Consider the following 12624-nt stretch of genomic DNA (forward strand, 5'->3'; position numbering starts at 1 on the left):
GGCAGCGGTCGTCTGCTCAGCAAATTCGCTGCACGGGGAGCTGTGCTACACAAGCATATTATATTTTTGAATTTGTAAGGTACTGCACGGCTGTCGCTTTATTTTCAGTCCGAGACCTGCTCATTGTCAGTCAGAAATAAGTCGCACTGCTTCGCTTTCGCTCCCATTGCTCTGTATTTCTTCCACGGCAAGCCAATTTCACGAACTGTCCGCAGAAGCCATACCCTTAACAGTATAATTATACAATATCAGCAGAAAAAAGTCAAGGGGGAGACCATATTTTTCGCCTGACAGAAAAAAACGGCGGAGCGACCGCCGTTTTTTCTGAACACACTTTCTATTTTCGGTTATTAGTTTGCTTCTGTTACTGTAGTGTCGAAGTCCTCTTCATCGAACTCAAAATCGCCTTCAGTTGAGAAATCGAAGGAGAATTCCTCGTCCTCAGGGATCTCACTGAACTCGTTGACCTTTTCAAGGTAAGCAACGAACTCACTTTCATCATCACTCATATCCATAACAAGCTTTCCGTCCTTCAGTGACATATCGAAGTCATCCTCCTCGTCAGAGAATTCCTCGTCGATGAGCTTGATGTTGCCATCATCTGTAAGCTCCCACTCGATCTCGGTAAACTCATATTTCTCCTTGAACTCAAGGGACGAGAAGAAATTAGCCTTGCCGTCTTCGAGGAGCTCGATCTGGAACAGTGCAAATGCATCCATTCCGTAGAAGTTATCTGACTTCTCGCCGTCGATAACGATCTCCTTGCACTCCCACTTGCCGAGATAATCGGAAACATCAGCATCTCCCTCAGCCTTCTTCTCGGCTGTAGTATCCTCAGCTGTGGTATCTGCGGCAGTTGTTGCAGCAGTAGTAGTCTCAGCATCCTTGGATGATGAATCCTTCTTATCTCCGCAGCTGAAAAGGCTTGCAGAGAGGCAAAGAAGAGCGGTTGATAAACATAATAACTTTTTCATGGTAAAAATCCTCCTAATCATTGATCAAACAAGTTCCGAATAACTCTGTACGAGTTCTTTTGAACCTTTGACATATGCATTATACCATAAAAAAATCCGGATGTCAAGTTTTTATCAAAAATTATTAATCTGCACTTTTTGCCTGCAATACGTTGAAATCTCACTTATTGTTAGCTTGTACCAACAAAAATAACTATTTTACACAGCACTTTTTTCACACAAAACATAAGCCCGAAGGCGGTTCCAAAACCACCCTCGGGCAATAACTTCATAGGAAATATTATCAATAGTCCTCGCCGTCGCTGCTCTCGTCAGCGCTGTCCCCGGTCTCCTCGCTGTCAGTATCCTCATCGGAGGTCTCGCTGTCCTCGAATGACTTTGTGGGAGCTTCCTCCACAACGGGCTTCTGACCCTTATATACTGTTACGATGAAGCCGTCCACATTGTTGCCGGATATCTCATATCTTGTACCTGTGGGAACGGGCACTGTGGTCTTTTCGGAGCCGTCATCGGAGGCAACGAAATAAACCTCATAGTCATTTCCGTCGTTGTCTGAGAACTCAAGATGTTCTCCGTCATATGGGTGCTCGCGGACGAGGTCGATGTACTCCTCAAGGCAGAGGTCCTTGCTGTCCATGTAATAAGCATGGGGAATGCCAACATAGCGGAAGTGCCAAGGCTCGTCCTGTATCTTGGTCAGTCTCTGCTTTGCCTCGGTATATCTGACGATAAAGCCGTATTTGAAGCAGTTTGCGTTTATCCATGCGAAGTCGCCCGTACCATTATAATCGTGGTTCACCGACTCGGTAAAGTCAAATGCAAGACCTGTTTCGTGCTCGCTGAATCCGGGCTTTGCGACTCTTGTGGACTCTCCGTCGTCCGACTGGGCAAGGTCGTCCTCGTAGAGCTGCTGCTGGAACTCGGTAGTTCTGTACGAACCGTATATTATAAGGGTATCGTTGTTGTACTTATCGTAGAAGTCCTGAATCATCTCTGCCATAGGACCGTAGACATGTCTGAGAATGGTATAGGTAGAGTCAACAGCGGTAAAGCAGCTGATCTCGTTTTCATAGTTCATATCGGTTATGCTGACAAGGTCCTCATCGCCGCCGAAATACTGGTGCTCCTCATTCACAAGGATGAGATCGCCCTTGAACTTGTCCGTTGTATCTACCTGAAATGACTCATAGATAGTCTGGTTCGGGTCGGGTACAGTAACGTCCGTAGTATCGGGGATCTCTATATCGTTCTGGTCGAAGTAAGGCGACGAACCTACGTCCTTCATATTGGAAAAGGTATTCTTTACAAAAAAAGCGCAGGTGCCTACAAGTACGAGGCTGATGACAGCTTCTGTCATAGTTTTGGCACGCCTTATGCTTTTTTCCTTGCTGATCTTCTGCTTTGACATATGTTCTGCTCCAATCCGCTGCCTGTGCAGCTGAAATAGGGAGTCTGAATAACTCCGTTTACTTTTGTTCTTTTTATCTCTCTTTTTCTACGAATATCGGAACCATAAAATATATCAGACCGTATAAACACACGCGTCTAATAAGCATTATACCATATTTCTCTGTGAAAATATAGAGGTTGGGGAACATCTTTGTAATTCTGCTGTATGCAAACTGATATCCGCCATGTTTGATTGTACTGTTTTCACAAAAAGTTTCCCCTCATACAGCTGCTTAAAATCCCATATATTTAGCTAAAAGCCTCATATCTCCGTCATATAGTGGTAATCTGTACAAAAAGCAGGTATATTTTAAAGCTGTATTGCACAATCTTTTATGTAAGCACTTGAAAAAGAATTAAATTAATGCTATAATGTATATTGTGAAAGTATGGGCACAGCTTGCTGCGGGCGGCATTTGGGTACCGCCTGTTTCGTTTTTTCTATAAAATCACTGTATTTTCACTATAAGGAGTGATTTCTATGAAATGTCCCCGATGCGGAACTGATAACGAAGCGGGTTTCAGATTTTGCGTAAAATGCGGAGTCAATCTTGAAGATCCGCAGGATATCAATATTGAACAGGTCGATATGGGCGGATATCATTCTGAAGAAGATCCTGCTTCGGGTGGCTACACCTTCGGAAGCGGAACATTTACAATTAGTGACACACCTTCGCGCGAGTCTTCTTCCGATCTTTATACCGCCGATGAGCTGAACGACTCAGATGAGGAGTTCGATTTCAGCAGCTTCGACGAGCCCTTTATCCCCAAGCTCGATACAGGACGAGTTACACTCCCCGAGCAGTCAAGGGCTGTAAGACAGGCTCAGTTAAACAATCAGGGCATGATGCGCCCACAGAACAATATGCACACGGCTTCCCGTCAGGGTATGATGAACGGTATGCCTCCTCAGGGCAGTATGCAGGGACTTCCTCCCCAGCAGGGCATGATGAACGGTATGCCTCCTCAGGGCGGTATGCAGGGACTCCCCCCTCAGCAGGGCATGATGAATGCCGTATCTCCTCAGGGCGGTATGCAGGGACTTTCCCCTCAGCAGCCCATGATGAACGGTATGCCTACTCAGAACGGTATGCAGGGTATCCCCCCTCAGCAGGGCATGATGAACGCCGTACCTCCTCAGGGCGGTATGCAGGGACTTCCTCAGCAGAATGGTTCTCAGCAGATGAACGGTATGCCCATGTACGGTCAGCCTATGATGTACGGTCAGCCTCAGATAGTCGGCTACGATCAGAACGGTATGCCCATGTACGGTCAGCCCATGATGTATGGTCAGCCCCAGATAATCGGCTATGACCCCAATGGTATGCCTGTCTACGGTCAGCCCATGATGTACGGTCAGCCCCAGATAATCGGCTACGACCCCAACGGTATGCCTATTTACGGTCAGCCCATGATGTACGGTCAACCCCAGGCTCCTGATACTCACGAGGGCGCTCCCATGGGACAGATGGCAGGTATGCAGGCAGCGCCGTTAAAGCCCCTGAAGCCTATCCCTCCTCCGCCTCCCGCAGAGGATAAGGAAAAGGTGGAGGTGCCCGATGATTTCTGGGAGTTCTTCGACGGCGGAAAGGCTACCGAACACGCAGAGGTGGACTCTGCCGACGACTTCTTCGGAAAGCGCGGCGACGAGATCGAGGGCATGAAGCGCTTCGAGAAGAAAAAGGACGCCTATATGAACGATACGCCCCTTGTGGACGCAAGCAAGCTCAGAAAGAATGAGCCTGCAAAGTTCAACAAGTTCTATATGAAGGCAGCAGGTATAGCCGATCCCGACCAGCTTGAAGCCAAAAAGCAGGAAAAGCATATAGACTATATGAGCGCCACAAAGGACGTTGACGCAAGCGAGCTCCGCGTACACGAGAAGTCAAAGTCGTGGAATATCATGAACAAGGCCGACAAAGCCAACGCAGACGAGCTGGAAGCCAATGTGACCGAGCATAGAGAGGCTCTTATGGCACAGGCAGACCACGCTGTTCAGGCTATGCCAAAGAAACCCAAGACCTACAACGACGAGATCGACGCCATAGAGCTCCCCGAGTCCATGAAGGCGAAGAAAACCCAAAAACAGGTGGAAATTCCCGGCTTGCCGGAAATTTAATAAATCATAATTTTCATATTAAGGAGATGTTGTAAAAAATGAAGAAGTTTTTACAGGAATTCAAGGAATTCGCACTCAAGGGCAACGTTATGGACATGGCAGTCGGCGTTATCATCGGTGCAGCTTTCGGTAACATCGTTACTGCTCTCACAGAAGATTTCATCAACCCCCTTATCGCTTGCATCGGCGGCGCTGAAGTAGCAGGTAAGATCAAGCTCGGCGACACAGGTCAGTACCTCAACTGGGGTCACTTCGTAACAGCTATCATCAACTTCCTCATCATGGCATTCTGCATCTTCCTCATGGTAAAGGCTGTAAACAAGCTCATGAGCCTTGGCAAGAAGAAGGAAGAAGAAAAGCCCGCAGAGCCTCCGAAGGAAGAAGTTCTTCTCACCGAGATCAGAGACCTGCTCAAGGAAAAGAAGTAATTATCCTGTATTACATAAAGACCTCCGCTGCTGCGGAGGCTTTTTGTTTGTCATGGCATAAAAAAGCCGTCACTTAAGAGCAACACTCTTATAGAAGTTTTACAAGTGATATTGAGGAAAACCCTTTTGAAAAAGGGTTCTTCCTCAAACTCCTTTCCTAAAACTTTCAGCATTAAATTTAGCCCAAACAGGGCGCTCTCAGTATTATTACTGATTTTCACATCTTGTGAAGAGCGCCCTGTCGGGGCTAAATTCAGTTATAAAGTCTTTGGAAAAAGGGGGCTTGGGGGAAAAGAACCTTTCCTCAGAAAGGTTTTTTCCTCCAATAATTACATATAAACTTCTATATAAGTACTACTCTTAAAGTGACGGCTTTTTTATAATCTTTCAATTACAGTCTCATAAATACTCCTGCAACGGAATTGAGGAGAGATAATCCAAGACCGATACAGCCCATTATTAAACCTGCCTTGCCCATACCTGCCTTGTTCGACTCCTTGCCCTTGTTGCCGAGGGTGATAGCTACGATGGAAAGGGGGATTCCTGCGATAGGCAGACACCAGAAAATACAAGCCAGTATTCCGCATACAAGTGCTCCTACAGCCTTGCCGTCGTTCTCGCTTCCGTATCCCATATTCACGTTGCCGTAGAAATCAGGAGCATTATTGTAGGGATTCTGTCCATAGGGATCATTGTACCCATTCTGTCCGTACTGGTTATTCTGCTGTGCATTTGAATAACCGCTGTTCTGCCCGTAGGGAGCATTGTAACCGTTCTGTCCGTACTGGTTATTCTGCTGTGCATTTGAATAGCCGCTGTTCTGTCCGTAGGGGGCGTTATTCTGTCCGCCTAAGTTGTTGGGGTCATTATTGTAATTATTATCCATAACACTAAACTCCTTTGACTTTTATACGCCGGAGGCTTCCTGTATTATCCTTATCACAAAGCCTATATTGAAAAATACACCAAACAAGCCGCTTATAGAGGAAAGAACTATTCCTGCAATAGCAAGGCCCTTTTTTCCGCCTTTGCGTCCCTGAATGCCGAGTATCAGTCCGATGAGGCTGGTACAAAGCCCCAGAACAGGAATACACCAATCAAGCCAGCTGAGAATGCCGACTACCAGTGCAGCTATACCTCTTCCGCCGCTTTCGTCGGGAACAGGCTGTCCATAGGGGTCTTTGAAGCCACCGTAATAATTCGGCGCTGGGTAGGGCTGTCCGTTGGGATATCCGTAGCCGCCGTTCATGGGAGCTCCGCCGTAATTTGGAGCACTCTGCTGTGCATTTGAGTAACCGCCGTTCATGGGAGCACCGCCGTAATTCGGAGCACTCTGCTGTGCATTTGAGTAGCCGCCGTTCATTGGAGCGCCGCCATAGTTCGGAGCACTCTGCTGCGCGTCCGAGTAGCCGCCGTTCATGGGAGCTCCGCCGTAGTTCGGAGCGCTCTGCTGTGCATTTGAGTAACCGCCGTTCACGGGAGCTCCGCCATAGTTCGGATCGCTCTGCTGTGCGTCTGAGTAACCGCCGTTCACGGGAGCGCCGCCATAGTTCGGAGTGCTCTGCTGAGGATCATAGCTGCCGACAGACTGAGTGTCGTACTGTGCTGATATATTGCCTTTAAAGCTGTGCTGACCGCCGTACTGCGGCTCAGGCTCAGCACCGCCTGAATTATTCTGATCGTTATTGTAATTGTTATCCATTGCTTTTTAGCTCCTTGGTATCCTGCACTTTTATCGGAACATTATCCGATGCAGGACAGGCTGCGCCTTACGTTCAAGGCACAGCCTGAAAGACTTGTTTTTGATCGTATGAAGTAATGGCTTACTTTATGTCAGCGTGGTGAGCCTGGAGAGACTTTACGCCAAGGTGAGTATTGTTCTTGATAGCCTTGATTCCCTCTGCACTTGCCTTAGCAGCAGCCATAGTTGTCATGTAGGGAACTCTGTGCTTGATAGCAGCCTTTCTGATATAGCTGTCGTCGTGAGCACTTGTCTTGCCTGCGGGAGTATTGATTATCATCTGTATCTCGCCGTTTGCGATCTGGTCAGCGATATTGGGACGTCCCTCGTAGATCTTGAAGATCTTCTCGCAGGGGATACCTGCTTCCTTGATCATCTCATAGCTCTTGCCTGTTGCGATGACCTTGAATCCAAGCTCGTGGAAGGACTTGGCGATGTCAACAAGCTCGGGCTTGTCCCTGTCGCATACGCTGAGGAGAACTGTTCCCTCGAGAGGAAGCTTGTTCTTTGTAGCCTCCTGAGCCTTGTAGTAAGCCTCGCCGAATGAAGGTGATATACCGAGAACTTCGCCTGTTGAACGCATCTCGGGTCCAAGGAGAGGATCTACCTCCGGGAACATATTGAAGGGGAATACAGCTTCCTTTACGCCGTAGTGACCGATCTGCTTATCCTTGAGCTCGGGAACGGGTGAGGGTCTGCCTGTGAGCTTTGAAGTGATGATATCTGTTGCGATACGGACCATGTTGATGTCGCATACCTTTGATACCAGCGGAACTGTTCTTGATGCACGGGGATTAGCCTCGAGAACGTAAACCGTATCGCCTTCGATAGCGTACTGCATATTCATAAGACCGCAGACGTTCATCTCAACAGCGATCTTCTTTGTGTACTCCTTGATGGTAGCTACCTGCTTTTCTGTCAGGTTCTTTGAGGGCAGGATACAAGCGGAGTCGCCCGAATGTACGCCTGCCAGCTCGATATGCTCCATAACACAAGGAACGAAGCAGTGTGTTCCGTCCGAGATAGCGTCAGCCTCGCACTCTGTAGCGTGGTTGAGGAAGCGGTCGATGAGGATGGGTCTGTCAGGAGTTACGCCGACAGCAGCATTCATGTAAACTCTCATCATCTCGTCATCGTGAACGATCTCCATTCCGCGTCCGCCGAGAACGTAGGAAGGACGAACCATAACAGGATAGCCGATCTTGTTTGCGATAGCGATAGCCTCGTCAGCGTTTACAGCCATGCCTGCCTCAGGCATAGGAATGCCCAGCTTGTCCATCATAGCGCGGAAGTGGTCTCTGTCCTCGGCAAGGTCGATGGTCTCGGGAGTTGTACCGAGGATATTTACGCCGTACTTCTTCAGGTCGTTTGCAAGGTTGAGAGGAGTCTGTCCGCCGAACTGAGCGATAACGCCAACGGGCTTTTCCTTCTCGTGGATAGCGAGAACGTCCTCAAGAGTAAGGGGCTCGAAATAGAGCTTATCCGATGTATCATAGTCAGTGGAAACTGTCTCGGGGTTGCAGTTTACGATAATGGACTCAAAGCCCAGCTTCTTCAGAGCAAGTGCAGCGTGAACGCAGCAGTAGTCGAATTCGATACCCTGACCAATTCTGTTGGGACCGCCGCCGAGGATCATGATCTTGGGCTTTTCGGTGCTTACGGGGCTCTTGTCCTCGTCAAGGTGATATGTTGAGTAGTAGTAAGATGCATTCTCTGTACCGCTTACATGAACGCCCTCCCATGCTTCCTTGACGCCGATAGCCATGCGGGCATTTCTGATCTCCTCCTCGGTAACATCAAGGAGAGAGCTGAGGTAGCGGTCTGAGAAGCCGTCCAGCTTAGCCTGCTTCAGTGCGTCAGCAGCAGGAACCGAGCCCTTGTTTGCAAGGAGAGCCTCCTCCTCGTCAACAAGCTCCTTCATCTGCTCGATGAAGTACTTCTTTATCTTAGTGAGCTCGTGGAGCTCGTCAATAGTTGCGCCCTTGCGGAGAGCCTCATACATAACGAACTGTCTCTCGCTGGTGGGGAAGCGAAGCTCTGAAAGGAGCTCCTCCTTGGACATACTGTTGAAGTTCTTTGCGAAGCCGAGACCGTATCTGCCTGTCTCCAGTGAGCGGATAGCCTTCTGGAAAGCCTCCTTGTAGGTCTTGCCGATGCTCATTACCTCGCCGACAGCTTTCATCTGAGTGCCCAGCTTGTCCTCTGCGCCCTTGAACTTCTCGAAAGCCCAGCGAGCGAACTTGATAACTATATAATCTCCGTCGGGAACGTACTTGTCAAGAGTGCCGTACTTGCCGCAGGGGATATCCTTCAGTGTGAGACCGCAGGCGAGCATAGCTGAAACGAGAGCGATGGGGAAGCCTGTTGCCTTGGAAGCAAGTGCGGAAGAACGTGAAGTTCTGGGGTTGATCTCGATAACGACGATGCGTCCTGTCTCGGGATCTCTTGCAAACTGGCAGTTACAGCCGCCGATAACCTCGATAGACTCGATGATCCTGTATGACATCTCCTGGAGCTCCTTCTGAACGTCCTCGGGGATGGTGAGCATAGGTGCGGAGCAGAATGAATCACCTGTGTGAACGCCGATAGGATCGATGTTCTCGATGAAGCATACTGTGATCTTGTTGTTATCAGCGTCGCGGACTACCTCAAGCTCAAGCTCCTCCCAGCCGAAGATACATTCCTCAACGAGGACCTGTCCTACCAGTGAAGCCTGAAGACCTCTTGCACATACGACCTTCAGCTCGTCTACATTGTATACCATTCCGCCGCCTGCGCCGCCCATGGTGTAGGCAGGACGGAGAACTACAGGATATTTCAGCTTCTCAGCTATCTTTACAGCCTCGTCAACGGAGTAAGCGACCTCGCTCCTGGGCATACCGATGCCGAGAGCGCTCATAGCGTTCTTGAACTCGATACGGTCCTCACCGCGCTCGATAGCGTCTACCTGAACGCCTATTACCTGAACATTGTACTTCTTGAGCACGCCTGCCTTGTCCAGCTCGGAGCAGAGGTTAAGACCCGACTGTCCGCCCAGATTGGGGAGGAGAGCATCGGGGTGCTCTTTCTCGATGATCTGGGTAAGTCTTTCCAGATTAAGGGGTTCGATGTAGGTGATATCCGCAACATCAGGGTCTGTCATTATAGTAGCGGGGTTAGAGTTTACGAGAACTATCTCATAGCCCAGCTTTCGCAGAGCCTTACAGGCCTGAGTACCCGAATAGTCGAACTCACAAGCCTGTCCTATTATGATAGGACCCGAGCCGATAATCATGATCTTGTTGATATCCTGTCTTTTTGGCATATTATTCTCCTGACCCGTACACAGAAAAATGTACGTTGATATATTTGCCATGAAACGTCATGGCGCAACTTCTTACCTTATATAATAACATAAATCGCAACAAATTGCAATATAAAAAATCGCTTTTACGATCAGTACAATTTTGGGGAAATTGCAAAAATCAGGCTGTTGAAGTTTGTTCCCTCTTATAAAACGGCATAGAAAAATCGGAATTTTGCTTTGCAAAATTCCGATTTAAGCCCTTAGCCATCAGCCGTTAGGGAGCGGATTCGACGCTTTATTGTCGGGCGGACATTACCGCCGCGCAAGTGCTGAGAGTGAAGAGCCAATGTGTTCGCTCCGCTCACAATATTTAAATCCTGTCGCCGAAGGCGGCTCCGCAACTATTCACCGTTTATCACAAAATGCCCCTGAGCGTTATAAAACCGCACAGGGGCAAAAATTCTATATGGGTGTTCCTCTTAAAGCAGTCCCTTTTTTATCAATATCTTCACAGCGCCGTAAGCGATGTACAATTATTGGTTATGATAATGTAAGTAAGCTTGCGAACGTCAACGTGGCTGCGGTCGAGCCGGCTCAGCTCGCGCTGCACCTTGCAAGCATAGCAAGGGTCAGGGAAATATTCTCGTTATGTACCGCAACGCCCTTGGGAGCGTTGAGATGTACTGCGGCGAAGTTGAGGATAAAGCGTATCCCTGCCTCAGCCATACGGTCACAGACCTCCTGTGCCGCGGTCTCGGGCACGGTGATTATGCCGATAGTTATATCGTTTTCCTTGCAGAAGCTTTCAAGCTCGTCGATATGGCGGACAGGCTTGCCGTTGATGGAGCTGCCCACCCTTTCCTTGTTGCAGTCAAAGCCGCATACGATATCGAAGCCGTAAGCCTCAAAGCCGTTATATTCCAGCATAGCTCTGCCGAAATTGCCCATGCCTGCCACCACGACCCTGTCATGGTTGGCAAAGCCGAGAAACTTTCCGATATCGCCGATAAGCTCGGCTGTGGAGTATCCCACCTTGGGTCTGCCGCCGCTGCTGACGGAAGCGAGGTCCTTTCTGACCTGCACGTCGTTGAGCCCGAGGGCTTCTGCAATGGCTGTGGCAGATATATTGCCCTTTTTGCGCTCCTCGGGGAGCGAATCGAGGTAGTTGAAGTACATGGGGAGCCGCGAAAGGGTCTGTGAGGTAATATTCTTGGTCATATCATACCTCCGTGGGGAAGGCTCACTTGCTCTGCATATACTTGTCCATAGCTGCCGCAGCCTTCTTGCCTGCTCCCATAGCGAGGATAACGGTAGCCGCGCCTGTTACGGCGTCTCCGCCTGCGTAAACGCCCTCCTTGGAAGTAAGACCGTCCTCGTCAGCGATGATACCGCCCCACTTCTGGGTGTCAAGGCCCTCTGTCGTGGACTTGATAAGAGGATTGGGCGAGGTACCGATGGACATGATAACGCAGTCAGCCTCGATATCGATGAAGGCGCCCTCTATGGGAACGGGCTTTGCTCTGCCTGAAGCGTCGGGCTCCGAGAGCTCCATCTGCTGGCAGTGAACGCTCTTTACCCAGCCGTCCTCAGTAGCCTCTATCTCAACGGGGTTGGTGAGGAACTTGAAGATGATGCCCTCTTCCTTGGCGTGCTCGACCTCCTCTGCTCTTGCAGGGAGCTCAGCCTCTGTACGTCTGTATACTATATAGACCTCAGCGCCCAGTCTCTTTGCACAGCGGGCTGCGTCCATGGCAACGTTTCCGCCGCCTACGATAACAGCCTTTGTGCCTGCCTTGATGGGAGTAGCGCTGCCCTCTTTATAAGCCTTCATAAGGTTGATACGGGTGAGGAACTCGTTAGCTGAGTAAACGCCGTTGAGGTTCTCGCCCTTGATGTTCATAAATCTGGGAAGACCTGCGCCTGAGCCGATGAAAATGCTCTCGAAGCCCTCCTCCTTCATAAGCTCGTCAACGGAGATAGTCTTGCCGACAACAGTATTTGTCTCAACCTTTACGCCCAGAGCCTTGAGACCGCCTATTTCCTTCTGAACGATGGACTTGGGAAGTCTGAACTCGGGAATACCGTAGGAGAGAACTCCTCCTGCAACATGGAGAGCCTCGAATATAGTAACATCATAGCCCTTCTTTGCAAGGTCGCCTGCGCAGGCAAGACCAGAAGGACCCGAACCGATAACAGCAGCCTTGTGACCGTTGGGAGCGGGCTTCTCTACGGGAGCCTCGGGCTGTGCATTATGCCAGTCAGCCACGAAGCGCTCCAGTCTGCCGATAGCAATGGGCTCGCCCTTTTTACCTCTTACGCACTTGCTCTCGCACTGTGTCTCCTGAGGACATACTCTGCCGCAGACAGCAGGAAGCGAGCTTGACTTTGTGATTATCTTGTAAGCCTCTGCGAAATTGCCCTCAGCCACCTGAGCGATGAAGGCAGGGATATCTATCTGTACGGGGCAGCCTGTTGAGCAGGGCTTGTTCTTGCAGCCGAGGCATCTCTTAGCCTCGTCGATAGCCTGCTCCTCGGTATATCCGAGAGCTACCTCACTGAAGTTCTTGTTTCTCACATCGGGAGCCTGTACAGGCATCTCGTTTCTTGTAGGCGACATATTAGGCATA

At 49.5% G+C, this 12624-nt stretch carries 9 protein-coding genes; 2 read left to right on the plus strand and 7 right to left on the minus strand.

Annotated elements, in window-relative coordinates; genetic code table 11:
- Positions 1–350 precede the first annotated feature (350 nt).
- On the minus strand, positions 351–974 hold the full coding sequence (locus DSZ37_RS13165; protein WP_109727354.1) for a hypothetical protein: 624 nt from the start codon (positions 972–974) through the stop codon (positions 351–353).
- 283 nt (positions 975–1257) lie between these two features.
- Positions 1258–2382, minus strand: a complete 1125-nt coding sequence (locus DSZ37_RS13170; RefSeq protein ID WP_109727355.1) for a M15 family metallopeptidase — start codon at positions 2380–2382, stop codon at positions 1258–1260.
- A gap of 522 nt (positions 2383–2904) precedes the next feature.
- Here DSZ37_RS13170 and DSZ37_RS17790 point away from each other — a divergent pair.
- Together DSZ37_RS17790 and mscL are read left to right on the plus strand one after the other, a co-directional pair.
- Positions 2905–4542, plus strand: a complete 1638-nt coding sequence (locus DSZ37_RS17790) for a DUF7577 domain-containing protein (protein ID WP_181380322.1) — start codon at positions 2905–2907, stop codon at positions 4540–4542.
- Positions 4543–4580: 38 nt separating this feature from the next.
- Positions 4581–4970: a large conductance mechanosensitive channel protein MscL gene (mscL, locus tag DSZ37_RS13180; RefSeq protein WP_109727356.1), complete on the plus strand. Its 390-nt coding sequence runs from the start codon at positions 4581–4583 to the stop codon at positions 4968–4970.
- A 391-nt stretch (positions 4971–5361) separates the two neighbouring features.
- Here the strand turns inward: mscL and DSZ37_RS13185 are convergent, their stop codons facing one another.
- From DSZ37_RS13185 to gltA, 5 genes are all read right to left on the minus strand, one after another.
- Positions 5362–5856, minus strand: a complete 495-nt coding sequence (locus DSZ37_RS13185) for a DUF4190 domain-containing protein (RefSeq protein ID WP_109727357.1) — start codon at positions 5854–5856, stop codon at positions 5362–5364.
- A 21-nt stretch (positions 5857–5877) separates the two neighbouring features.
- Positions 5878–6672, minus strand: a complete 795-nt coding sequence (locus tag DSZ37_RS13190; protein ID WP_109727358.1) for a DUF4190 domain-containing protein — start codon at positions 6670–6672, stop codon at positions 5878–5880.
- Positions 6673–6793: 121 nt separating this feature from the next.
- Positions 6794–10015 (minus strand): carbamoyl-phosphate synthase large subunit, encoded by a 3222-nt coding sequence (gene carB / locus DSZ37_RS13195; protein WP_109727359.1) that lies wholly within the window; start codon positions 10013–10015, stop codon positions 6794–6796.
- A 576-nt stretch (positions 10016–10591) separates the two neighbouring features.
- Positions 10592–11215: a redox-sensing transcriptional repressor Rex gene (locus DSZ37_RS13200; RefSeq protein WP_109727360.1), complete on the minus strand. Its 624-nt coding sequence runs from the start codon at positions 11213–11215 to the stop codon at positions 10592–10594.
- A 22-nt stretch (positions 11216–11237) separates the two neighbouring features.
- A complete protein-coding gene (gltA, locus tag DSZ37_RS13205; RefSeq protein ID WP_109727361.1) occupies positions 11238–12623 on the minus strand; it encodes an NADPH-dependent glutamate synthase in 1386 nt (461 codons plus the stop codon).
- Position 12624 lies beyond the last annotated feature (1 nt).

This window comes from Ruminococcus flavefaciens, from assembly GCF_900116855.1.
Lineage (GTDB): Bacteria > Bacillota > Clostridia > Oscillospirales > Ruminococcaceae > Ruminococcus > Ruminococcus flavefaciens_R.

What these genes read in the sequence shown, in the direction of transcription:
- DSZ37_RS13165 (WP_109727354.1), bottom strand. Translation starts at nt 974, where the DNA reads ATGAAAAAGTTATTATGTTTATCAACCGCTCTTCTTTGCCTCTCTGCA.
- DSZ37_RS13170 (WP_109727355.1), bottom strand. Translation starts at nt 2,382, where the DNA reads ATGTCAAAGCAGAAGATCAGCAAGGAAAAAAGCATAAGGCGTGCCAAA.
- DSZ37_RS17790 (WP_181380322.1), top strand. Translation starts at nt 2,905, where the DNA reads ATGAAATGTCCCCGATGCGGAACTGATAACGAAGCGGGTTTCAGATTT.
- mscL (WP_109727356.1), top strand. Translation starts at nt 4,581, where the DNA reads ATGAAGAAGTTTTTACAGGAATTCAAGGAATTCGCACTCAAGGGCAAC.
- DSZ37_RS13185 (WP_109727357.1), bottom strand. Translation starts at nt 5,856, where the DNA reads ATGGATAATAATTACAATAATGACCCCAACAACTTAGGCGGACAGAAT.
- DSZ37_RS13190 (WP_109727358.1), bottom strand. Translation starts at nt 6,672, where the DNA reads ATGGATAACAATTACAATAACGATCAGAATAATTCAGGCGGTGCTGAG.
- carB (WP_109727359.1), bottom strand. Translation starts at nt 10,015, where the DNA reads ATGCCAAAAAGACAGGATATCAACAAGATCATGATTATCGGCTCGGGT.
- DSZ37_RS13200 (WP_109727360.1), bottom strand. Translation starts at nt 11,215, where the DNA reads ATGACCAAGAATATTACCTCACAGACCCTTTCGCGGCTCCCCATGTAC.
- gltA (WP_109727361.1), bottom strand. Translation starts at nt 12,623, where the DNA reads ATGCCTAATATGTCGCCTACAAGAAACGAGATGCCTGTACAGGCTCCC.